Origin of the sequence: Streptomyces sp. NPDC096339 (genome assembly GCF_044762985.1) — a bacterium.
GTDB lineage: Bacteria > Actinomycetota > Actinomycetes > Streptomycetales > Streptomycetaceae > Streptomyces.
Genome location: NZ_JBIWFI010000015.1, coordinates 90,446 through 111,478 on the forward strand (window position 1 = coordinate 90,446; position 21,033 = coordinate 111,478).

At 73.0% G+C, this 21,033-nt stretch carries 19 protein-coding genes and 1 pseudogene; 11 read left to right on the forward strand and 9 right to left on the reverse strand.

The genetic code is table 11. From position 1 onward, the window contains the following. The first annotated feature begins 118 nt into the window (after window positions 1-118). Window positions 119-1,243, forward strand: coding sequence for a serine hydrolase domain-containing protein (locus ACIQ5Y_RS20600; RefSeq protein WP_403882058.1), 1,125 nt, complete (start codon window positions 119-121; stop codon window positions 1,241-1,243). Between the two features lie 60 nt (window positions 1,244-1,303). After that, window positions 1,304-2,002, forward strand: coding sequence for a ribonuclease H (locus ACIQ5Y_RS20605; protein WP_403882061.1), 699 nt, complete (start codon window positions 1,304-1,306; stop codon window positions 2,000-2,002). On the opposite strand, the gene ACIQ5Y_RS20610 is transcribed toward ACIQ5Y_RS20605, so the two are convergent. Next, entirely contained in the window at window positions 1,999-2,640 is a 642-nt protein-coding gene (locus ACIQ5Y_RS20610; protein WP_403882290.1) for a beta-glucanase, read from the reverse strand. The genes ACIQ5Y_RS20605 and ACIQ5Y_RS20610 overlap by 4 nt on opposite strands. 183 nt (window positions 2,641-2,823) lie before the next feature. Between ACIQ5Y_RS20610 and ACIQ5Y_RS20615 the strand changes: the two genes are divergently transcribed. Beyond that, entirely contained in the window at window positions 2,824-3,258 is a 435-nt protein-coding gene (locus ACIQ5Y_RS20615; protein ID WP_403882064.1) for a MarR family winged helix-turn-helix transcriptional regulator, read from the forward strand. Continuing rightward, window positions 3,255-3,671 (forward strand): hypothetical protein, encoded by a 417-nt coding sequence (locus ACIQ5Y_RS20620; RefSeq protein ID WP_403882067.1) that lies wholly within the window; start codon window positions 3,255-3,257, stop codon window positions 3,669-3,671. The genes ACIQ5Y_RS20615 and ACIQ5Y_RS20620 overlap by 4 nt, the downstream gene beginning before the upstream one ends. Before the next feature lie 15 nt (window positions 3,672-3,686). Here ACIQ5Y_RS20620 and ACIQ5Y_RS20625 read toward each other — a convergent pair whose 3' ends face one another. Beyond that, window positions 3,687-5,774 (reverse strand): SpoIIE family protein phosphatase, encoded by a 2,088-nt coding sequence (locus tag ACIQ5Y_RS20625; RefSeq protein WP_403882071.1) that lies wholly within the window; start codon window positions 5,772-5,774, stop codon window positions 3,687-3,689. A gap of 346 nt (window positions 5,775-6,120) precedes the next feature. Between ACIQ5Y_RS20625 and ACIQ5Y_RS20630 the strand changes: the two genes are divergently transcribed. Further along, window positions 6,121-6,603, forward strand: a complete 483-nt coding sequence (locus ACIQ5Y_RS20630) for a hypothetical protein (protein WP_403882074.1) — start codon at window positions 6,121-6,123, stop codon at window positions 6,601-6,603. Between the two features lie 62 nt (window positions 6,604-6,665). After that, on the forward strand, window positions 6,666-7,211 hold the full coding sequence (locus tag ACIQ5Y_RS20635) for a GNAT family N-acetyltransferase (RefSeq protein WP_403882077.1): 546 nt from the start codon (window positions 6,666-6,668) through the stop codon (window positions 7,209-7,211). Window positions 7,212-7,235: 24 nt separating this feature from the next. On the opposite strand, the gene ACIQ5Y_RS20640 is transcribed toward ACIQ5Y_RS20635, so the two are convergent. Both ACIQ5Y_RS20640 and ACIQ5Y_RS20645 read right to left on the reverse strand, forming a co-directional pair. Then, the gene (locus ACIQ5Y_RS20640) at window positions 7,236-7,751 is read right to left on the reverse strand and encodes an isochorismatase family protein (RefSeq protein ID WP_403882080.1); all 516 of its coding nucleotides are present in this window, start codon (window positions 7,749-7,751) and stop codon (window positions 7,236-7,238) included. Window positions 7,752-7,790: 39 nt separating this feature from the next. Further along, window positions 7,791-8,417, reverse strand: coding sequence for an L-threonylcarbamoyladenylate synthase (locus tag ACIQ5Y_RS20645; RefSeq protein ID WP_403882083.1), 627 nt, complete (start codon window positions 8,415-8,417; stop codon window positions 7,791-7,793). A gap of 87 nt (window positions 8,418-8,504) precedes the next feature. On the opposite strand from ACIQ5Y_RS20645, the gene ACIQ5Y_RS20650 reads away from it, so the two are divergent. Then, on the forward strand, window positions 8,505-9,296 hold the full coding sequence (locus ACIQ5Y_RS20650) for a class I SAM-dependent methyltransferase (RefSeq protein WP_403882086.1): 792 nt from the start codon (window positions 8,505-8,507) through the stop codon (window positions 9,294-9,296). A 2-nt stretch (window positions 9,297-9,298) separates the two neighbouring features. Here ACIQ5Y_RS20650 and ACIQ5Y_RS20655 read toward each other — a convergent pair whose 3' ends face one another. After that, on the reverse strand, window positions 9,299-10,498 hold the full coding sequence (locus tag ACIQ5Y_RS20655; RefSeq protein ID WP_403882293.1) for a serine hydrolase domain-containing protein: 1,200 nt from the start codon (window positions 10,496-10,498) through the stop codon (window positions 9,299-9,301). Between the two features lie 172 nt (window positions 10,499-10,670). Between ACIQ5Y_RS20655 and ACIQ5Y_RS20660 the strand changes: the two genes are divergently transcribed. The 3 genes from ACIQ5Y_RS20660 to ACIQ5Y_RS20670 all read left to right on the forward strand — a co-directional run bounded on the left by ACIQ5Y_RS20660 (window position 10,671) and on the right by ACIQ5Y_RS20670 (window position 13,254). After that, window positions 10,671-11,069 carry a RidA family protein gene (locus ACIQ5Y_RS20660; protein ID WP_403882089.1) on the forward strand — a complete coding sequence of 133 codons (399 nt, stop codon included), beginning with the start codon at window positions 10,671-10,673 and terminating at the stop codon, window positions 11,067-11,069. A 170-nt stretch (window positions 11,070-11,239) separates the two neighbouring features. Beyond that, window positions 11,240-12,625: an Ig-like domain-containing protein gene (locus ACIQ5Y_RS20665; RefSeq protein ID WP_403882296.1), complete on the forward strand. Its 1,386-nt coding sequence runs from the start codon at window positions 11,240-11,242 to the stop codon at window positions 12,623-12,625. A 56-nt stretch (window positions 12,626-12,681) separates the two neighbouring features. Further along, window positions 12,682-13,254: a hypothetical protein gene (locus ACIQ5Y_RS20670; protein ID WP_403882092.1), complete on the forward strand. Its 573-nt coding sequence runs from the start codon at window positions 12,682-12,684 to the stop codon at window positions 13,252-13,254. Between the two features lie 18 nt (window positions 13,255-13,272). Here ACIQ5Y_RS20670 and thpR read toward each other — a convergent pair whose 3' ends face one another. Together thpR and polX are read right to left on the reverse strand one after the other, a co-directional pair. Next, window positions 13,273-13,860, reverse strand: coding sequence for an RNA 2',3'-cyclic phosphodiesterase (gene thpR / locus ACIQ5Y_RS20675; RefSeq protein ID WP_403882095.1), 588 nt, complete (start codon window positions 13,858-13,860; stop codon window positions 13,273-13,275). Window positions 13,861-13,910: 50 nt separating this feature from the next. Continuing rightward, a pseudogene (gene polX / locus ACIQ5Y_RS20680) lies at window positions 13,911-15,625 on the reverse strand (DNA polymerase/3'-5' exonuclease PolX). A gap of 154 nt (window positions 15,626-15,779) precedes the next feature. Between polX and ligA the strand changes: the two are divergent. Beyond that, on the forward strand, window positions 15,780-17,840 hold the full coding sequence (gene ligA / locus ACIQ5Y_RS20685; protein ID WP_403882098.1) for an NAD-dependent DNA ligase LigA: 2,061 nt from the start codon (window positions 15,780-15,782) through the stop codon (window positions 17,838-17,840). Here ligA and ACIQ5Y_RS20690 read toward each other — a convergent pair. Together ACIQ5Y_RS20690 and ACIQ5Y_RS20695 are read right to left on the reverse strand one after the other, a co-directional pair. Then, window positions 17,837-19,201, reverse strand: a complete 1,365-nt coding sequence (locus tag ACIQ5Y_RS20690; RefSeq protein ID WP_403882101.1) for an aldehyde dehydrogenase family protein — start codon at window positions 19,199-19,201, stop codon at window positions 17,837-17,839. The two genes, ligA and ACIQ5Y_RS20690, sit on opposite strands and share 4 nt — an antisense overlap. A 35-nt stretch (window positions 19,202-19,236) precedes the next feature. Next, on the reverse strand, window positions 19,237-21,018 hold the full coding sequence (locus ACIQ5Y_RS20695; protein WP_403882104.1) for an asparagine synthetase B family protein: 1,782 nt from the start codon (window positions 21,016-21,018) through the stop codon (window positions 19,237-19,239). Window positions 21,019-21,033 lie beyond the last annotated feature (15 nt).

Below are 21,033 nucleotides of genomic sequence, written 5' to 3' on the forward strand. Positions count from 1 at the left end.
CCTGTACACCGACCCGGTGGGTGCGGACCGGCTCGTCGTGCGCGGGGCGCGGCCCCCGCCCCGGGTCCCCCGGGGCGGGGGGGCGCCCCCCCCACGGCCCTGGTGGCATGATGCCCGTGTGAATTCCAGGGTGAACCCGGACGTACAGGGCCGAATCGAAGACGCCCTGGCCCGCCTCGTGGACTCGGGGGCCGAAAGCGGCCTCCAGGTCGCGGCCTACCTGGACGGCGAACCGATCGTCGACGCGTACGCCGGATGGGCCGACCGGGCCGCGGGCCGCCTCATCGGCCCCGACACGCCGGTCCACAGCTTCTCGACCGGCAAGGGTTTCACCGCGACCCTCGTGCACGTACTCGCCGAGCGCGGACTGATCGACTACGACACCCCGATCGCCCACTACTGGCCGGAATTCGGAGCGCAGGGCAAGGAACGGGCCACCGTACGGCACGCGCTGACGCACACCCTCGGGATCCCGCAACTGCCCGCCGCCATCACGGCGGCCGAGCTGTGCGACTGGAACGCCATGTGCGCCCACGTCGCCGGGGCGCGGCCGCTGTGGGAGCCGGGCTCCGCGAGCGGCTACCACGGCTGGACCTTCGGCTGGATCCTCGGCGAGACCGTCCGCCGGGTCACCGGCCTGACCCCGGCCGAGGCCCTGCGCACGTACGTGGGCGAACCCCTCGGAGTGGGCGACGAGCTCCGCTTCGGCCTTCCCGAGCGGGAGCTCGCGCGCGTGGCGCCCCTCGTGGAGGGGAACTGGGCGGCGTGGCTGGAGACCCTTCCGCCCGACGCGCCCTTCCGTCGCCTCGTCGTCCCGAACCGCGAGGTGTGGACCACGGCCGAGCTCGCCAACCGGCGCGATTACCTCCTTTCCGACCTGCCCGCCTGCGGCACCACCACCGCGCGCGCCGCCGCCCGGATGTACGCGGCGCTGCTCGGAGAGGTGGACGGGGTGCGGCTGCTGTCCCCGGAGCGCGTGGCACTCGTCGCGGAGGTCGCGCTCGAAGGCAAGGACCGGATGCTCCTGGGCCGGTACGCGAAGGGGCTGGGCTACTTCCTCGGCCTGCCCGAGACCGGCGGTGAACCCACCGCCTTCGGCCACCACGGCAGCGGCGGCAGCATCGCCTTCGCCGACCGCCGGCGGGGCCTGTCCTTCAGCCTCACCCGCACCCGCCTGGTCGCGGGCCCGGAGGCCGCCACGGCGCGCGTCCTGGCGGACGAGATCCGCTCCGCCGTCTCCTGAAACCCCGCACCGTCCGGACCGGGAATCCGCGACCCCGTCCGCATGCGGCATGATCGGGGGATGTCCGAACGCATCATTGCCGCCTGTGACGGAGCGGCGAAAGGTAATCCCGGCCCCGCCGGATGGGGATGGGTCATCGCCGACTCCGAGGGCCGCCCCGAGCGCTGGGAGGCCGGTCCGCTGGGGCGGGCCACGAACAACATCGGGGAACTGACCGCCCTCCAGAGGGTGCTGGAGGCGGTTGATCCCGGGACGTCGATGCAGGTGCGGATGGACTCGCAGTACGCGATGAAGGCCGTGACGCAGTGGCTCCCGGGCTGGAAGCGCAACGGGTGGAAGACCTCCTCGGGGCAGCCCGTCGCCAACCGTGAACTCGTCGAGCGCATCGACGAACTGCTGGCCGACCGCGACGTCACCTTCCTCTACGTCCCCGCGCACCGCGAGGACGGCGACCACCTGAACGCCATCGCCGACCAAGCCGCCAGCGACGCGGCCGTCACCCAGCAGGCCGCCGGCACGGCCCACGGGCACGCGGACATGCCGGTACCCGCACCGGTCGCACCGGCGCGCCGCAAGGCGGCAGCGCCGAAGAAGCGTACGGCCGAAGGCGCTTCCACCGGCCGTGCTCCCCGGGCCATCAAGGCGAAGTTCCCCGGCAGCTGCCCCTGCGGGAAGCCCTACGCCGCGGGGGACATGATCGCCAAGAACGGCAGCCGCTGGGGCCACGAGGCCTGCGCCTCCTCCGAGGCGGTTTCCTAGGGTCGTGTGACGCGCAAGTGCGCGACCTCGAAGGACATGCGCGACACGTCCGGGTCGGGCGCCGGGTGGTAACGCCCGGCGCAGACCGAGAGGTTGACGATCAGGTACGCCCGCCAGCCGCGCCCCACGCCCCGGCGGTCGGCGAACACCCGGGTTCCGTCGACCCACCACACCACCGAGCGCGCCCCGAACTCGACCTTCAGGTCCACCCAGCCGCCGGGGGCGACGGCGGGGTTCCGGTGGTAGCGCTGTCCCCCTCTGACGTGGTTGGAGAGTTCGAGCAGGTCGGGGTTGTCGGGGTGGTACTCGAAGACGTCCACCTCGTTCCCCCCGTCCCGCCAGGTCCAGACCGCCGGCCAGGCCCCGAGCTCGGTCGGCAGCCGTACCCGGGTCTCCAGCACGTCCCCGGTCCGGACCATGAACCCCTCGTCGCTGCCCTCGGTGGTCAGCAGGCCGGAGTCCCAGTCGCCGTCCGACCGGCGGGTGGCCAGGAACGTTCCGGTGCGGCTGTACGAGGGATCCTCCACCAGGTGGTCGAGCTTGTTGTCCCCGGGATTGGTGGGGCCCCCGTCGGGATAGGCCCACGAGCGTCCGGCGACCCACTGGGAGGTCGAACCGAAATCGGCGGTGAACACCACGGCGCCGCGCCCCTTGCCGGCGCGCCGGTCCAGTTGTCGTACGAGCCGGGCGAGAAGCTGACTGGCCAAGGCGGTCCTTTCATGGTGCGGTCACCCGCCTCATGCCCCGCCCTCGGGGGAGCGCATGCCGGCGCACCGGTGCTCGCTTGCAGCACATGGTACGAAATCGTATAGTCCGAAATTATGCATTCCGAATTCGTGCCATCCGACTGGTCGGCCCTCCTCGCGCTGCAAAGAGCCACGCACGCAACCCTCCAGGTGCTCGCCGCCGAGCTCGCCGACCTGGACCTGACCGCGTCCGAGATCAACGCGCTCGCCAACCTGGCGGACGGCCGGGGCCGGACCGTGTCCGAACTCGGCGCGGCGGTCGGCACCCGGCCCACCACGCTGACCAGCGTGCTCGACCGCCTCGAACGGCGCGGGCACATCACCCGCGGCTCCCGTCCGGGAGACCGCCGCGCGGTGCTCGTCGAGCTCACGGATTCCGGCCGGGCAGCCTCCGCCAGGATCCGGGAAACCATCACGGCGCTGGAGAACCGCGCGCTCGACGGCTTGGCGCCCGAGGCGCTCGCCGGCCTGCGCGCCGCCCTGCAAGCCCTGACGGAGGTGTCCGCATGACCGCCGAGACGGGCCGGACCACCACGTTCGACACGCTGCTGGCCGAGGTGACCGCGTCGGCGGGACGCTTCGGCCACCGTGAACACGTCCACCTCACCTGGCTGGCGGTACGCCGCCTCGGCATGCCCGGAGCGCTGCACCTGCTCGACGAAGGCATCCGGCGCACCGCCACCCGGGCGGGAGCACCGGAGAAGTACCACGCCACGCTCACCCGCGCCTGGGCGGAACTCATCGCCCATCACGCGGCCGAGACCGGCGAGGACGAGTTCGACGCCTTCGCCGACCGGCACCCCGCCCTCCTCGACAAGCACCTCCCGGAGCGCTACTACCGCCCCGGGACGCTGGCCGCACCCCACGCCAGGTCGGGCTGGGTCGAGCCCGACCTGGCCCCGTTCCCCTGGCAGACCCGGTAGACGCCCCGTCCGGCGTCACGCGGCCTCCGGCCCGTGCGTGCGCGCGATGAGCAGGGCCACGTCGTCGTGGGTGTCGGGGCGGCGCAGGGCCGCCAGGAGGAGGTCGCAGGTCTCCTCGATCGGGCGGTGGGGGCCCGCGAGGAGGTCCGTGAGGGTCTGGATGCGGGTGTAGATGTCCTGGTCGCGGGTCTCGACGAGGCCGTCCGTGTACAGGACGAGCACGTCGCCGGGGACGAGGGTGATGGTGGTCGTGTTGAACGGGATGCCGCCCACGCCCAGCGGTACCGCCGTCTCCAACTCCACGACCTGCGGCTGCCCCGCATGGAGGTGGACCGGCGGCAGGTGCCCGGCGTTGGAGATGTGGCACAGCCGGGTGTGCGGATCGTAGACGGCGTAGATGCAGGTCGCCATGGCGTCGCCCACGTCGGCGGTGACCGCGTCGAGGTGGCTGAGCACCGTCGCCGGCTCCAGCCCGAGCCGCGCCAGCGTGCGTGCGGCCGTCCGCAACTGGCCCATGGTCGCGGCGGCGTTGATGCCGCTGCCCATCACGTCCCCGACGACCAGCGCGGTACGCTCCCCGGCGAGCGGGACGACGTCGAACCAGTCGCCACCGGTCTCGTCCGCCACGCCGGCCGGCTGGTACCGGTAGGCGATGTCCAGTCCCACCGCCGTAGGAGGGTGCTGGGGCAGGAGGTGGCGCTGGAGGGCCAGAGCGGTGTGGCGCTGGTGCTGGTACCAGCGGGCGTTGTCCACGGACACGGCGGCGCGGGCGGCGAGTTCGGAGGCCAGCAGTACGTCGTCCGGGCCGAACGGCTCCGGATTGCGGGCGCGTTTGAGGTCCAGCGCCCCGAGCACCTGGCCGCGCGCGATGAGCGGCACCGCGAGGTAGGAGTGCACCCCGGCCTCGGCGAGGAGCCGCACCGCGTTCTCGTCGCGGGCGATGCGGGGCAGGTCCTCCGGGCGTACGTGCGGGACCAGCACCGGTCGTCCCGTGCTCGCGCAGCGCGACACCAGCCGGGTGGGACCGTACAGGGCCACGTCACCCACGGGGTCGGCCGCCTCCTGGGCCGGGGTGGGGTAGGCCGACTTCACCGCCAGCGCCCGGAACCGCACGGCCTCCCCGTCCGCCCCCTCACCCGGCCGGGGCCCGGCGAGGACGGTGTCGAGGATGTCCACGGCGGCGACGTCGGCTACCTCGGGCACCGCCACGTCCGCGAGCTCCCGGGCGGTCACGTCGAGGTCGAGGGTGGTGCCGATGCGGACCGACGCGTCCGCGATCAACGACAGGCGGCGGCGGGCGTGGGCCGCGGAGACGGCGGCCAGGTGCTGCTCGGTGACGTCCACGACCGAGACGGCGACCCCGATCACCTGGGAGGCCTGGTCCTCCAGCCGGTACATCGACGACAGCCAGGCGTGCTCACTCTCCGCGTCCGGCGAGATCCGCCCGGTGGTGAAATCGTCCAGCAGGGGCACGCCGGTCCGCATGACCTCGCGCATCCCCGCCTCGATGCCCGCCCCGTCGAGGAACGGCAGGACCTCGGTGATCCGCCGTCCCAGGTGCTGCTCGGCCGGCACCCCGTTGATGCGCTCCAGGGCGGGGTTGACCAGCACGTACCGCAGGTCCGTGTCCAGGACGGCCAGCCCGATCGGCGACTGGTCGACCAGTCGCAGCGAGAGCGCCAGGTCCCGCTCGACCCTGCGCAGCGTGGCCCGGTCGGAGGCGAGCCCCAGCGCGAAGGCGCTGCCGCTGTCCGCCTCCAGCCGCATGTTGCGGAACTCCACCAGTACGGTCGTCCCGTCCCGGCGCCGGACGGGGAACGCCCCGGCCCACGCGCCGTCGCCCGCCATCACCTGGCCGAACAGGCCCAGCACCACGTCCCGGTGCTCCTCGTCGACCAGCAGCTGCGCGGCGTACCGGCCCCAGGCCTCCTCGGCCGTGTAACCGAACAGCTCTTCGGCCTGCGGGCTCCACAGCGTGACCCGCCCCGCACCGTCCAGGACGATCGCCGCGACCCCCAGCACGTCCAGGAGACCGCCCGCCGCGAGTGCCACGTCCCCCGCGCCGGAGCCAGCGGCCGACGGAAGGGACTGGTCAGCGGCCATCACCGGCCTCCTCACCCGTACACGCCGGGCAGCCCGGACGGACCCGGGCCTCCTTCCATGCTGCGGCCCCGGAGAGCGCCACGCGACCTCGGGACGGCCCGCGGGGCCCCCGCCTCCGAAGGCGTGGCCCGGTCCGGCGCCGGTGGGTTCCTCCCGACCCGGCTCCGCCGGGACGCGGCCGACGTGGCCTTGCGGTCGATCACGGCCGCGCCGCCCGACCCGACCCCGACCCGCCCCGCCTCGCCGGGGCGGGCCTGGCCGCCGGAGGGGAGCGCAGACAGTAAGGTCCGTTCCGTTCAGTGCCGTTCCGTTCGGCGCCGGCCATTCGCACCCATCAGGGGAAGACATGACGATGCGTATCCCGAAGCTCAAGGTGGCGCTCGTCGCCGCGGCCGTGGGCCTCGGCGTCCTGACCACGGCAGCATGCGGAAAGAACGGCGGGGACGCCGGATCCGCCGCCCCCAGCCTCGCCTCGCAGCCCGCTTCGCGGCCCGCCTCCCCTTCCCCGGCCGCCTCCTCGCCCGCCGCCTCCGCCGCCCCGTCCCCGGCCGTCACCCGGCCGCCCGCCACGACGGCGGCCACCCCCAAGGGTGACAGGCCGCAGGTCGCCCTCACCGAGGACCCGACAGCGGCGGGCGACGAGCTGGCCCGGCTGCGGAAGGCCGGCTGGTTCGACCCGAACAAGATCGAGTACGCGGACGACCCGGTCATCGCCCTCCAGCAGTTCAAGCGCTGGCTCGACCTCGGCTACATCGCGAACGACGGCGCCTGGACCCCCGAGGGGCTGGCCGCGGTGAAGCGCGCGAACGAGTCCGGCACACCGCTCTAGGACCCGTCCGGCGCCGTACTCGCCACCCTCCGCCGCCGGCGCCGTCTGCGATGCTCCTGCGCATGAAGCAGGAGATCACGCCCGACCTCACCCACATCACCGGGTCGCACGAGGTCACCCCCGGGCTGCGGCGCCGGCTCGTCGACTGCTGGATCGCGGTCACGAACGCCGGTGGCGCGGCGGGGTTCCCCTTTCCACCCGTCCACGATGGGGACGTGGTACCCGCCCTGGACCAACTCCTCGGCCGTCTCCACCCGTTGCGCACCCGGCTCCTCATCGCCGGATTCGACGACGCCGTCGCGGGGTGGGTCGTCCTCGACCGTGATCCCTTCCGGCTCGTCGCGCACTGGGGGACGGTCCATCACCTCCAGACCCACCCCGACTTCCGTGGCCGTGGCGTCGGTTCCGGTCTCATGCGCGAGCTGCGAAGGGTCGCCCGGGACGAGTTGGGGCTCGACCAGCTCCGTCTCGCGGCCCGGGGCGGAGAGGGGCTGGAGGACTTCTACGGCCGCCTCGGATGGCGCGAGGTGGGCCGCTGGCCCGGAGCGCTGCGTTTCGCACCCGACGACACCCGGGACGAGGTCCTCATGCTCCTCGACCCCCTCTGACCGGCAGGTTTCAAGGCCGTGCCGCTAGACGGAGGCCGTGTACCAGGCCGTGTCGCGTACCTCGCCGAACCGCGGGAAGATCCTGCGGACCGCGAACTCGTGCTCGTCCGCCGCGAACGCGGACATCGCGTCCTCGACGAACTCGACCTCGTAGCCGTGGTCGCTCGCCGCTCGCGCGGTGGACTCCACGCCCATCGTCGTCACCAGTCCGGCCAGCACGAGCCGGTCGACACCGAGCGCGCGGAGTTTCCCGTCCAGGCCCGTGGCGTGGAAGGCGCCGACCGTCCGCTTGACGATCTCGATGTCCCCGGGGTGCGCGAGGCCCTCCACGAGACCGCTGCCGGGTGGCTGCTCCGCCACGTTCGGCCGCTCGACGCGCACCAGCACCACCGGGCGCCCCTCGGCGCGGAAGGCCTCGGCCAGCCGCGCGCAGCGGGCCGCGACCTCCTCGCCGGAATGCGGAGCGACCGGCAGGGCGATGATGCGGGGCATGAGGTCCACCAGGACCAGGGCGGTGTTGCGGGCCGGGGTATGCGTCACGCGGCGATCGTAGTCAGCGCGACCGCGCGGCCGGAATGATTATTCGGCCTCGAAGCGTGAGGTGTCGCCCGCCCCCCGGCGCACGATCTCCGCCTCGCCGCTGGAGAAGTCGATGACCGTGGTCGGCCGGGTGCCGCAGTCGCCCGAGTCGACCACCGCGTCGACCACGTGGTCGAGCCGCTCCTTGATCTCCCAGCCCTGGGTCATCGGCTCGTCCTCGTCGGGCAGCAGGAGGGTGCTGGAGAGCAGCGGCTCGCCGAGCTCCGCCAGCAGCGCCTGCGTGACGCCGTGGTCGGGGATGCGCACTCCGACGGTCTTCTTCTTCGGGTGCAGAAGCTGGCGCGGCACCTCCGACGTGGCCGGGAGGATGAAGGTGTAGGGACCGGGCGTCGCCGCCTTGATCGCACGGAACACGTCGTTGTCGATCTGCACGAACTGGCCCAGCTGAGCGAAGTTCTGGCACACCAGTGTGAAGTGGTGCTTGTCGTCGAGGTTGCGGATCGAGCGGATCCGGGACACGCCGTCACGGTTGCCGAGCTGGCATCCCAGGGCGAAACAGGAGTCCGTCGGGTACGCGATGAGCGCGCCGGAGCGGATGCTGTCTGCCACGTTGCTGATGGTGCGCGCCTGCGGGTTCTCAGGGTGCACGTCGAAGTACTTCGCCATCCGCCGAGACTACGTGATCCGCCTCCCGCACCCGACACCTCGTGTCGCACCGAGCGCGGACGCGGCACCGGGTCGATAGTGGGGCCCGTGAGCGACTCCTCGCAGGGCACGGGACGGGACGGCGCCGCACCCGGCACGGACTGGACGGGGCACGAAGGGGCGCGCGCCTTCGCGGCCGTCGAGGCGGCCACGGACTGGCTGCTCGGATACCCGTTCGTGTTCCGGTCGCTGTCCCGGCGCATCGGCCCCGGCGCGACCCTCGTGGACTACGGATGCGGACCGGGCAAGGTGGCCGACGCGGCGGCCCGCCGGCTCGACGCACGCGTACTCGGCGTCGACACCTCCCCCCAGATGCTGGAGATGGCGCGGGCCTCGGGGACCGCCGTGGCCGAGTACCACCTCATCGAGAACGGGCGCGCCACCGGCCTCGCGGACGGCTGCGCCGACGCGGTGATGTGCAACCACGTCCTCGCCTCGCTGCCGACCCGGGAAGCCCTGCTGGCGGTGTTCGCGGAGATCCGCCGACTGCTCCGCCCCGGGGCCCCGTTGGTCCTGCTGACCACCGACCCCGCCTGCTCCGGCACCGAGTACGCCTCCCTGCGCATCGCCGACCCGGGACCGGCGTACGTGCCGGGCGCCCCGCTGGCCGTGGGTCTGCGGCGAACCGACGGCTCCTGGCAGGAGGTGCGCAACCACGCCTGGCCGGTCGACCTCATCCCGGTCCTGCTGGCGAGCGCCCGCTTCCGGGACGTCGTCCAGCACCGCCCGACGGTCGACGAGGCCCTCACGGTCGCCGACCCGGAATTCGTGCGCAGCCGAGCCTGGCCGGCGGAACGGGCGCGGCCGCCCCTGGTGGTCACCACCGCATCGGCGGCCTGAACTCAACTCGGCTTGGGCTCCGGCGGTTTGTGGCCGGGGTAGACGTGATCGGGGGTCACGATGCTCGTGATCGCCTCACCGAACAGCGTGCTCGGCTCCTGGCCGTCGCTCAGGATGTCGGTGTTCAGGAGGACGACCAAGGTCGCCTGCTCCTGCGGCAGGTAGATCGTCAGCGACTCGTACCCGGGCAGCGAGCCGTTGTGGCCGATCCAGCCCTGGACGTCGAAGATGCCCAGCCCGTAGCCGGCCCCGGGTACGTCCATCGGTGTGGTCTTCAGCCGCTCGGCCTGGGTGGCGGGCGTCAGCAGGCTGCCGGTGGCGAGGGTGCGCGCCCAGCTCCGCAGGTCCGGCAGATCGGAGATCATCGCTCCGGCCGCCCAGGCCCAGGAGGGGTTCCAGTCGGTCGAGATCACGACCCGGCCGGACGCCGACTGGTCGGTGTAGCCCTGCGGGTGCGGATCGGGGAAGGCCGCGTCGACGGGGAAGACCGTGCGGCGCAGCCCGGCCGGCTCCAGCACCTCCTGCCGGATGAACTCACTGAGCGGCTTCTTCCCGACCTTCTCCACGACGAGCCCGAGCAGGATCAGGTTGGTGTTGCTGTAGTCGAACCGCGCGCCCGGTTCGAACTGCACGGGATGCTTGAAGGAGTAGGCCAGCAACTGCCGCGGCGGGAAGTACTTGTTCGGGCCGGCGTTGAGTTCCTCGTTGAAGGTGGGGTCCTCGCTGTAGTTGTACAGACCGCTGCGCATGCCCGCGAGTTGGCGCAGGGTGATGCGGGCACCGTTCGGAACGCCCTCGACGTACTCGCCGATCGGGTCGTCCAGGGCGAGCTTGCCCTGGTCGACGAGTTCGAGCAGGGCGGTGACGGTGAACGTCTTGGTCTCGCTGCCGATCCGGAAGTTGAAGTCGGTCTCCATGGGAGCACCGGTGGCCTTGTCCGCGACGCCGAAGGTCCGGACGTAACTGCCCTTGCCCGGGGCCCACAGGCCCACGACCACACCCGGCACCTTCGTCTCCCGCAGCACCTTCTGCACGGCGGTGTCCAGTTGGGCCGCGACGGCGGGAGTGAGCTCCGGGAACTCCGAGCCGCCGTCCGCGGAAGGCGAAGCGGAGGAGGTGGCGGGCACGGAGGGGCTCGGTGTCGCCGTGCCGTGTGCCGGGCCCGCCGTGGCGGGGAGGGCGAGCAGGCCCGCGGCGGCCATCGCGGCACAGGCCCGGCGGAGTCGTTGGTGCGTCGGACTCACGGCGTGCCTCCTGTCGTGTGAAGGACCAAGACAAGCCAGGCTCACCAGCCTAGACCCGGCCCACAGGGCCCGCGACCGTGGCGGAGCGGAGGCCGCGAAGGGCCGTCCGACGTGCCGGCATCATGGCGCGATGGACAACACGCGTCGGACCGTCAGCTCGGGATCACCCCTCGAACCGGAGATCGGCTTCTCCCGTGCGGTGCGCATCGGCAGCCAGGTGGCGGTGGCGGGCACGGCCCCGATCGCGGACGACGGCTCCACCACCGCACCCGGCGATGTGTACGGCCAGACCGTGCGGTGCCTGGACATAGCCGAGCGGGCGCTGCGCGAGGCGGGGGCAGACCTCGAGGACGTGGTGCGTACGCGCATCATGCTGACGGACGTGACGCGCTGGAAGGAGGCCGCGCGGGCGCACGGCGAGCGGTTCGCCGCCATCCGGCCCGTGACCACCTTCGTGGAGGTGTCCCGCTTCATCGATCCCGCCTGGCTCGTCGAGGTCGAAGTCGACGCCGTGGTCCGTGCGGGTTGAGTTCGGGGTCTCGTTCGGCGGCACATCCGAGTTGGTGATCATCCTCCTGGCTTCTTGTCCGTTTTGATGCCGTCTCCGGGCTGAAGCGGTTCAGGGAGGGCTTTGTGGTCATGCGGCGGGCGCGACGGACACGGATGGTGGTTGCGGGCGCAGGCGCGAGCGTGCTGCTGATGGTCGGGGCGGCGGCCCCCGGCCAGGCGCCCGAGGCGGACGCGGGGCGCCCGGAGCCCGGGGCGGCCTCGGTCGGCCTGTTGGTGGGCCGGGTCCTGGACGAGGGCCGCGAGGCCGTCCGCCCGGGAGGCGAGCAGTGCTCGGTGGAAGTGTTCCGCCCGGGCATGTGCCGGAGCTGGCGGCAGGAACGGGTACTGGCCACCGCCGGGGGGCAGGGAACCGTACTGCCCCCGCCGGCCCTCGACGGAGTGTCCCACCGGGCCGCGCGCGGGACGCACGCCGGCGGCCCCCTGGAGATCTCCGTGGCCGAACCGGGACAGGGGACCCTGACCGACGTCTCCGTCACGGACGGCCACGGCCGCCACTTGGCGGGCACCCTCGCCGAGGGCGGCGGGCGCTGGGTGAACGCCGAGTCCCTGCGCGCCGGGGAGTCCTACACGGTACGGGTCGGCGCGCAGGACCCGGCGGGCAACGCCGTGGGCGTCACCCTGGAGTTCCGGACCGCGTCGGCGCGGGCCGCCGAAGGAGGGCGACTGACGGCGGAGTTCGGGCCGCGCGGCGGAACCTACGGCGCCGGGGAGATCGTGACGGCGGAACTGAGCCACCCCGTGCCGGCCGCCGACGGCCTGGCCCGCAGCCGGGTGGAGCAGGCGCTCCAGGTGACCTCCCACCCCCGCGTGGAGGGCGCCTGGCACTGGGTCGACGAATCGACCCTGCACTACCGGCCCCGTACGTACTGGCCCGCCCACACGGAGGTGAGCGTCCGCAGCGGCCTCGACGGGGTGGAGATCGGCGGAGGCCTCTACGGAGGTCCCTCCGACGCCGTGGAGTTCACCGTCGCGGACCGGATCGAGGCGGTCACCGACTCCGCCGCGCACACCATGACGGTGAGTCGCAACGGACGGGTCCTCAGGACGATCCCGGTCACGACCGGCAAAGCCGGGTTCCGGACCCGCGCCGGGGTCAAGGTCGTCCTCGGCAAGGAACCAAAAGTGCGGATGCGCGGGGACTCCGTCGGCATCAAACGCGGCACGAGCGAGTTCTACGACCTCCCCGTGCAGTACGCGACCCGTGTGACGTGGAGTGGCGAGTACGTGCACGCCGCGCCCTGGTCCGTGGAGGCGCAGGGGGCGGAGAACGTCAGCCACGGCTGCACGGGAATGAGCACGGAGGACGCCGCCTGGTTCTTCGAGACGGTCCGCGAAGGGGACATCGTCGAGGTCGTCAACAGCGGAGGACCCCTGATGGAAACCTTCACCAACGGCATCGGGGACTGGAACCTGGACTGGCAGACCTGGCGGGCGGGCAGCGCCCTGGCCACCACCTACGGGGCCCCCGCCCCCGGCGACCCGCCGGCGCCGTCCCGGTTGTCCCCGACCACCTGACGCACCCCTGAAACCGGGGGAGGGGCGGCGGGCGTCCCCCTGCGGGGGTGGTGTCCATGTCAGATGTGCAGCCGAAGGAGTGGGGGCCGGTCGCGGCCCTGCCCGCCGCCGCGGCGGCGGCCGTCTTCGCCTGGACCTCCTGGTGTTTCACGGGGGCGGCGGCGCCGTCGATCACCGTCACCGTGACGGGCGTCGGGGTCCTGCTTCTCGCCTCGTGCGCGGTGTACTTCGTACGCGTCGGCGGCAGCGGCGGCTTCTTCGGGACGCTGTTCCTGGCACTGGGGCTGCTGGCGACGGTGGCGACCGCGGACCAGACGACGGCGCGGGCAGAGGTCGCCACCTGCGTCGTACGGGACGTCCAGGCCGCCAACCAGGAGTCACAGGGCGAGGGGCCCGCCTCGAAGACCGTGTACCGCCTCGCACTGGACTGCCCCGGAGGCTACCCGGCCGAGCTGAAGGACGGGCCCGAGGCGGCGGTGGGCGCGAAGATCCGGGTCGCCTACGATCCCGGGCGCCGCGTGTCCCCGGCGGCGGAGGGCGGGACCTCGCCGTGGACGGCCGGTGTGTGCGCGGTGGTCCTCCTCGCCCTCGGCACCGGCCTCGCCGGGCGCAGGAGGCAGGCCGTCTGACCGCGGTCGAAGCGGGCCTCAGTCCGCGCCGCCCCCGAAGTCCCATGCCTCGATGTCGCGGTAGTGGATCGGTCCCGGGCCGCGGCCGATGTTGCTGCCGACCAGGTGCAGCCGCCGCGTCGGCCACGGGCGGCCGGTGAACGAGGTCAGTCCCGCGGCCGCCTCCACCGCGTGGAGCGGTTCGTTCCGGCGGGACCGGGCCAGCGTCAGATGGGGGCGCAGCGGCCGGCCCTCGAACGGGATCCCGCATTCCTTGACCAAGGCGCGCACGGCGTCGGAGAGGAGGTGCAGTCCTTCGAGGTCCCCGTCGATGCCGGTCCACAGCACCCGCTCGTCGAAGTGGCCGCCGCCGCGCAACGCCAGCCGCAACGGCCGGTGCGCCGCCGCGAGCTCCGCCAGTGGCGGCCGCAGCAGTGTCGCGGCCGCCACCGGGAGCTCGCCGAGGAACGCCAGCGTGATGTGCCAGTCCTCGATCCGGTTCCACCTCATGCGCGGGTACGCCTCGTAGGCGGGGCGCAGCGCCTGCTCCAGTTCCTGCTTGGCGTCGTCGGGCGGGGCGAGCGCGACGAATATCCGGACGGTCGAGGTCTGGGACTTTTCCTTCACACAGCATTTAGTACAGTGCCCCGGGCCGATCGGTCACATCCGGCGGGAACTCAAGGCCGCAGGAACCTGCGCAGCCGGGTCAGCGGCCACGTGTTGACGACGTCCTCCCGCGTCAGCCAGCCCCGCTGCGCGGTGCCCACCCCGTAGCGCACGTACGGCAGGTGCGTGGGGGAGTGGGCGTCGGAATCCACCGCGAACCGCACGCCGAACCGCTTCGCCCGCAGCACGTCCTCGTCGCACAGATCGAGCCGCTCCGGGTGCGCGTTGATCTCCAGGGCGGTCCCGGTCCGCGCACAGGCCCGGAACACCTCGTCGAAGTCGGCCTCGATGCCCGGTCTGCGGCCGATTCGCCGCGTGGTGGGGTGACCTATGACCTGCACGTACGGGTTCTCGCAGGCCCGCACCAGACGGCGGGTCTGCGCCCGCCGGTCCAGCCCGAAGTGCGAATGCACCGAGGCCACGCACAGGTCGAACCCGGCCAGGAACTCGTCGGGCCAGTCCAGCTCCCCGTCGGGCCCGATGTTGAGCTCCGTGCCGTGCAGCAGCCGCATCCCGCGACGGGTCCGGTCCAGGGCACGCACCCGCTCCCGCTGGGCCAGCATCTTCTCGTCGGTCATCCGCTGCATGTACAGGTTCGGGGCGTGGTCGGTGACGGCGTAGTACGCGTATCCGCGCGCGGCCGCGGCCTCCACCATCTCCTCCAGCGGCGCCAGCCCGTCGGTGAGGTCGGTATGGGTGTGCAGGTCGCCCGCAGGTCTGCTTCCGCCACCAGCTCGGGCAGCTCGTCCCGCAGCCCGGCCGCGATCTCCCCGCGGTCCTCCCGCAGCGGGGGCGCGATCCACGGCAGGCCGAGAGCCGCGTAGACCTCCTCTTCCGTCCCCCCGGCCCGCCGCTCGCCGCTGTCGGCGTCGAAGAGCCCGTACTCGGACAGCTTGAGCCCCCGGCGGACCGCCAGCTCCCGGGTGCGCACGTTGTGCGCCTTCGACCCGGTGAAGTACTGCATGCCCGCTCCCCAGGACTCGGGCGGCAGCACCCGCAGGTCCACCTGGAGGCCCTTCGTCGTGCGGACCGAGGTCTTCTTCGATCCGTGCGCCAGGACCTCGGCGGTGTACGGCAGGGCGACGAGCGCCTCCATGACCGGGCCCGGCCGCTCCGACGCGACCAGCACGTCGATGTCGCCGATGGTCTCGCGCATCCGCCGCAGCGACCCCGCGTACGCGCACCGGACGACGCCCGGCACCGACGACAACTCACCGGTGAGCCGCTCGGCGATCTCGGTCGCGGCGCCGATGAGGATCCGGCTGCCCGCCTTCTGCATCAGCGAGATGCCGGCGAGGATGTTCTCCTCGCTCTTCTCCCCGAAACCGCGCAGGTCACGCAGCCTCTCCGCGTGGATCGCGTCGAGCAGCTGATCCACCGTGGAGACCCCGAGCCGCTCGTGGAGCAGCATCGCCCGCTTCGGCCCGAGCCCCGGGATCCGGGTCAGCTCCCGAACCCCTGCCGGGACCGCCGCCCTGACCTCGTCGATCGCCGGGACACGGCCGGTGCGCAGGTAGTCGAGTACCTTCTCGGCGATCGACGCGCCGACGTTCGGGATCTCCTTGAGGCCCTTCGCGTCGAGCTCGGAGACATCCAGGGGACTGCCCCCGATGGAACGGGCCGCCTTCTCGTAGGCACGCACCTTGAAGGCGTCCCCGCCACTGATCGCGATCAGGTCGGCGTACTCCTGCAGCAGCGCCTCGACCTCGTCATTGACCCGGCCCATACCTACAGGGTGCGCCCGAGTCCCGCGGTTCCGCCAGAATTCGCCGAGCCGAGGCGTGAACTCCCCCTCTCCGCCGCCCTGTCGGCGGTCCGCGCTCGCGGCCCGGTCGCAGGGGGCGGGCCCGTTGTCAGACCCATGAGCAAGGATCATGCTCATGAAGAACATCACCGCCGCAGAGGCGCTGTCCGTCATGTCCGGCCGCGACGCGTACGAGGCCGCCCTCACCCGCCTGCGCGAGGCCTCCGCGGCCTACTACGGCGACGGCGACAGCCCCCTGGACGACGCGACCTACGACGGGCTCCGGCACGCCGTGCTGTCCTGGGAGGAGGCCCACCCGGACGAGGCCGCCCAGGATTCCCCTACCGGCCTGGTCGGGGACGGCGCCGCCCCGGCGGGCGACATCGCGCACACCACCCGCCTGCTCAGCCTCGACAACGTCTTCGACCCGGCCGGCCTCGTCGCCTGGGGAGCCTCCCTCCAGCGCCGCCTGGGCCACGAGCCCGCCGGCGGGTTCACCGTCGAGCCGAAGATGGACGGCGCGGCCGTCGCCGCCCGCTACCGCGACGGCCGCCTGGAGCAGATCGTCACCCGGGGCGACGGCGCCACCGGCGAGGACGTCAGCCACGTCATCGGCACCATCGAGGGCCTGCCCGAGCGGCTGCCCGTACCGGCCACGTTCGAGGTCCGCGGCGAAGTCCTCTTCACCCGCGAGCAGTTCGAGACCGCGAACGAGGTCCGCACCGCACACGGCGCACAGGTCTTCGCCAACCCCCGCAACGGCACGGCCGGCACCCTGCGGGCGAAGGACCGCCCCTACCGGCTCGCCATGACCTTCTGGGCGTACGGAGCGGTCGAACTCGACGGCGGCGCCTTCGCCCCCGCCGGAGCCACGCACGCCGAACTCCTCGCCGCCGTGGCGGAAGCGGGCGTGCAGACCACGGCCGCCACACCGGCCGGACTCCACGTCGTCGCCACCCTCGCCGAAGCGCAGCGGAAGGTTGACGAGATCGCCGCGCTGCGCCCCGGTCTGCCGTTCGGCATCGACGGCGTGGTGATCAAGGCGAACGACGCGGCGGAACAGGCCGCGGCGGGCTTCGGCAGCAGGTTCCCGTACTGGGCGATCGCCTTCAAGCTGCCCGCCGTCGAGCGCCGGACCGTACTGACGGAGGTGATCTGGGAAGTGGGCCGCACCGGAGTGCTCGCCCCGACCGCCCTCCTCGAACCGGTGGAGCTCGACGGAACCACCGTCACCCGGGCCACCCTCCACAACCCGGCCGACATCCGCCGCCGCGACCTCCACCTCGGGGACACCGTCACGGTCTACAAGGCGGGCGACATCATTCCCCGTGTCCAGGCCGCCGTCACCGCCCTGCGCCCGGCCGGCGCGCAGGAGGTGCCGCTGCCCACGGCCTGCCCCAACTGCGGTGGGGAGATAGACAAGAGCCAGGAGCGCTGGCGCTGCGCCCGCGGAACCGCCTGCGCGCTGCCCGCACTGATCGAGTACGCCGCGGGCCGCGACATGCTCGACATCGACGGACTGGGCAGGACGTACGTCAACGCGCTCATCGAGGCCGGAGCCGTCACGGACGTGGCCGACCTGTTCACCCTCACCGAGGAGCAGCTCACCACGGCCTCCGGCAGCGCCAAGCGCGGAGCCAAGCTGGCGGAGCAGATCGAGGCCGCCAAGTCCCGCCCGCTCAGCCGGGTCTTCTGCGCCCTGGGCGTCCTCGGAACCGGCCGCAGCATGTCCCGCCGCATCGCCGCGCACTTCGGGACCATGGACGCCATCCGGCGGGCGGACGCGGTACTGATGCAGGAAGTCGAAGGCATCGGCGGCGAGAAGGCCCCGGTCATCGTCGAGCAGGTCGCCTCGCTGGCCCCCGTCATCGACAAGCTGGCCGCGGCCGGGGTCAACATGACGGAGCCGCAGCAGCCGATCACCCCGGGGGACGGTCCGCTGGCGGCAGCGACCGTCGTCGTCACCGGGAAGATGAGCGGGCCCCTGGAGAAGCTGGGCCGCTCCGAGATGAACGCCCTGATCGAGAAGGCCGGCGGAAAGGCCGGCAGCAGCGTCAACTCCAAGACCACCTACCTGGTCTGCGCGCCGTCCGCGAACGGCAAGCCGAGCTCCAAGGCCCTCAAGGCCGCGGAACTCGGCGTCACGGTCCTCACCCCGGAAGCCTTCGCCGAACTCGTCACCGAGTTCCTGGGCTAACGCACCACCCGCACGGTCACCGTCTTCGGCCGCTGGTACTCGTGCAGCGCCAGGATGCTCAGGTCCGTGCCGTGGCCCGACGTACCCCGGCCCCCGTGCGGGAGCTCGGCCGTCTGCACGAGGTGGCAGTTGAGCCAGGCCTCGCCCGCGTTCAGCCGGGCGACCAGGTCGAGGCCCGTGGCCAGGGCGGTGGTCCACACGCTTGCCCCGAGGGCCTGCGGGACACCGTTCGCCAGGGCCAGGGCCGCTTCCACGTCCGGTGCCTGCTGGACGGTGAGGAGCGGGCCGAACACCTCCTCGGTGACGGCCGGGTCCTCGTTCGGGAGGTCCGCCAGCAGACGGGCCGGGCGCCAGTGGCCCCGCTCCTCGCCGGCATCGGGGGAGACGCCGGCCGCGAAGTTCCGCTTGGCGGCGGAGGAGGCGACCAGAGCGTCGTAGCGCGCCGCCTGGTCCGGATTGTTCAGCGGACCGAAGTCGCGGCCGGCCAGCCGCGATCCCATCGCCGCCGCCAGCCCGGCGACGGTCTCCTCGTAGTTCTCCGCGAGGGTGATCACCCGCGCCGGGGCCGCACAACTCTGGCCCGCGTTGTACGTGGCGGCCTCCGCCAGGGCCTCGTAGGTGTCGGCGGGGGCGTCCGGGAGGACGATCGCCGGTGCGTTGCCGCCCAGTTCCAGGCTGACCCGGCGGGTCCCCGCCCGCGCCACGACGTCCGAGCCGGCCCGGCCGCTGCCGGTGAACGCGACCATGTCCACCCCGGACTCCACGAGGAGCCGGCCCGTCTCCCGGTCGCCCGGGAGGTACCGGAGCACGCCCGCGCCCAACGCCACCGCCGCGTGCTCCGCCAGCAGTTCCAGGCTGTCGGGGGTGGTCTCGGCGGGCTTCGCCACCACCGTGTTGCCCGCCGCGAGGGCCGGCGCGCACCGCCAGGCCGCCATCAGGAGGGGGTAGTTCCACGGCACGATCACCCCGACCACGCCCATCGGTTCCCAGCGGACCCAGCTCTCGTGGCCCTCGACCAGATGCCCCGAGGCGGGGGCGGTCCGGGTGCGCGCGGCCGAGGCGTAGAACCGGAACAGGTCCGCGACCTGCTCGATCTCCCCCGCCGTCTCCGCCGCGGGCTTGCCCGTGCCCGCCTGCTCGCGGGCCGCGTACCGGTCCGCGTGCTCCTCGACCAGGGCGGCGAGCCGGTCCAGCCGGCGGGCCCGGTCCTTCGGGGTCAGCGCGCTCCAGCCGGGGAGCGCGCCACGGGCCGCCGTGACGGCGGCCGCCACCTCCGTCCCCCGGGAGAGGGCCGCCGTACCGCGCACCCGCCCGGTGCGGGGGTCGGTCAGCTCGGACGGTTCGGTGGGTACGGCGGTCATCGGTGCCTCTCGCGGATCGGGGTCTTGCTCGGAACTCATATGTCGTAGGACCTCAGCCACAGCTCCAGCGTCAGCACCAGCCACAGCTTGCCGCCCTGCCTGGGCAGCAGGGTGCCCTCGCCCTTCAGCCAGGTGCGGACGGTCTCCGGCCGGAACAGGCCCCGCTGCCGGGACCGGCTGCCGAGGAGCATCTCCTGGCCGAGGTCGCGCAGCGGGCCGGTCAGCCACTGCTGGACCGGCACTCGCATCCCGCTCTTCGGCCGGTCGACCACCGTCGCCGGGAGCAGGTCCCGTACGGCCTCCTTGAGGATCCACTTCTCCGCCGTGCCGCGGAGCTTGTAACCCGGCGGCGTCGCGAACGCGTGGTCGATGACCGACCGGTCGAAGAGCGGGGAGCGGCCTTCGACGCCCTGGGAGGAGGTGAGGCGTTCCACCTTCGTCAGGATGTGGTGCGCCCCCTTGGTCCGCAGGTTGCAGTGGAGCAGCCGGTTGAGGAGGTGTTCCATGGCGTACGGGCCGGGGCCCTGCGGCGTCAGGTACGGCTCCACGTGCCGCTCCAGGCGAGGGGCGTCCCGCAGCGCTTCGAGGACCGGCGTGGTCAGCAGCACCGGGAGGTCGGTCCAGCATTTGCGGTACGAGCGCAGGTACGCGGTCGCCCGGTCCTCGTCCCAGGGCGCGCCCGGCGTCCGGTGCATCTCCTGCACGAGCATGGGGAGGTTCTTCGGTCCGCCGAAGACGGGGTCGCCGCCCTCGCCGTTGAGGACCACGGAGGCACCGTCCGCCGCCACGGCCTCGGCCAGCATCAGGTTCGGCACCGTGAGCGGATCCCCGACCGGGCAGTCCAGGAGCGCCGCGGCCTCGGCGAGCCGTGACGCCACCGCCGCCCCCGATACGTTCAGGATCCGGTGCCGGGTGTGGCAGTGCGAGGCGACGAGGCCCGAGTAACCCAGTTCGTTCGGCAGGTCGTCGCCGAAACTGATCGAGTACGTGTGGACGGGATGGCCGTGGAGCTTCGCGGCCAGGGCCGTGACGAGGGAGCTGTCGATCCCCCCGGAGAGCAGCACCGCGGCGGGCTCCGCCTCGGGCAGCCGGGCCGCGGTGGCCTGCTCCAGCAGGGCGCGCAGGGCCAGGACATGGCCGGTCGGGCCGTCGGGGCCGGGGTCCTCGACGTGCTCCCGGGGCTCCCAGTGGACGGTTTCGGTGACCTCGCCGTCGCGGGCCAGCCGCAGGATCCTTCCGGGCAGCACCTCGCGGACCCCGGTGAGGAGGGTCTCCTCGCCCGGCAGGTAGGCGAAGGTGAGGAAGGAGCGGACGGCCGACAGGTTCATGGACGTGCCGAGCGACGGCCAGCGGCGCAGCGCCCGCAGCGAGGTCGAGGCCGCCCAGGCGCCGTCGGCCCGCGCGTAGAAGAGGGTACGGGCGCCTACGTGGTCGCGGATCAGGACCAGGTCCGGGCCGTCGAGCACGGCCAGTACGAACATCCCCTCGGCCAGCGCCACTCCTGCCTCGCCCAGCAACGCCCAGCAGTGCAGCAGGAGTTCGCCGTCGGAGCAGTCGCCCGGCGGCGGGGCCGCCGCGGCGCGGGCCGCGAGGGCGGCGAACAGCACCGGCCGGTTGTGGAGGGTCACTTCGCCGACCGCGGTGCGCCCGTGCGCCGTGAACGGGCCCGTGGCGCGGCCCGGTTCGCCGGTGACGAGACTCAGCTCCGCTCCGGGTACGCCGACGGGGACGTGGCCCGGCCCCACCGCGCCCATGCTCTCCAGATGGGCGCGGGCCCGCCCGGTGGTCTCGGCCAGGCAGGCGCAGAGACGTGCCACGGACGGCTCCTTTCC

Coding starts and splice junctions, on each gene's coding strand:
- ACIQ5Y_RS20655 (WP_403882293.1), bottom strand. CDS start 10,498: ATGGCCGCCGCGGGCCTGCTCGCCCTCCCCGCCACGGCGGGCCCGGCA.
- ACIQ5Y_RS20645 (WP_403882083.1), bottom strand. CDS start 8,417: ATGGCGAAGTACTTCGACGTGCACCCTGAGAACCCGCAGGCGCGCACC.
- ACIQ5Y_RS20660 (WP_403882089.1), top strand. CDS start 10,671: ATGGACAACACGCGTCGGACCGTCAGCTCGGGATCACCCCTCGAACCG.
- ACIQ5Y_RS20630 (WP_403882074.1), top strand. CDS start 6,121: ATGACGATGCGTATCCCGAAGCTCAAGGTGGCGCTCGTCGCCGCGGCC.
- ACIQ5Y_RS20690 (WP_403882101.1), bottom strand. CDS start 19,201: ATGACCGCCGTACCCACCGAACCGTCCGAGCTGACCGACCCCCGCACC.
- ACIQ5Y_RS20665 (WP_403882296.1), top strand. CDS start 11,240: ATGGTCGGGGCGGCGGCCCCCGGCCAGGCGCCCGAGGCGGACGCGGGG.
- ACIQ5Y_RS20615 (WP_403882064.1), top strand. CDS start 2,824: ATGCATTCCGAATTCGTGCCATCCGACTGGTCGGCCCTCCTCGCGCTG.
- ACIQ5Y_RS20605 (WP_403882061.1), top strand. CDS start 1,304: ATGTCCGAACGCATCATTGCCGCCTGTGACGGAGCGGCGAAAGGTAAT.
- ACIQ5Y_RS20635 (WP_403882077.1), top strand. CDS start 6,666: ATGAAGCAGGAGATCACGCCCGACCTCACCCACATCACCGGGTCGCAC.
- ACIQ5Y_RS20620 (WP_403882067.1), top strand. CDS start 3,255: ATGACCGCCGAGACGGGCCGGACCACCACGTTCGACACGCTGCTGGCC.
- ACIQ5Y_RS20670 (WP_403882092.1), top strand. CDS start 12,682: ATGTCAGATGTGCAGCCGAAGGAGTGGGGGCCGGTCGCGGCCCTGCCC.
- ACIQ5Y_RS20625 (WP_403882071.1), bottom strand. CDS start 5,774: ATGGCCGCTGACCAGTCCCTTCCGTCGGCCGCTGGCTCCGGCGCGGGG.
- ligA (WP_403882098.1), top strand. CDS start 15,780: ATGAAGAACATCACCGCCGCAGAGGCGCTGTCCGTCATGTCCGGCCGC.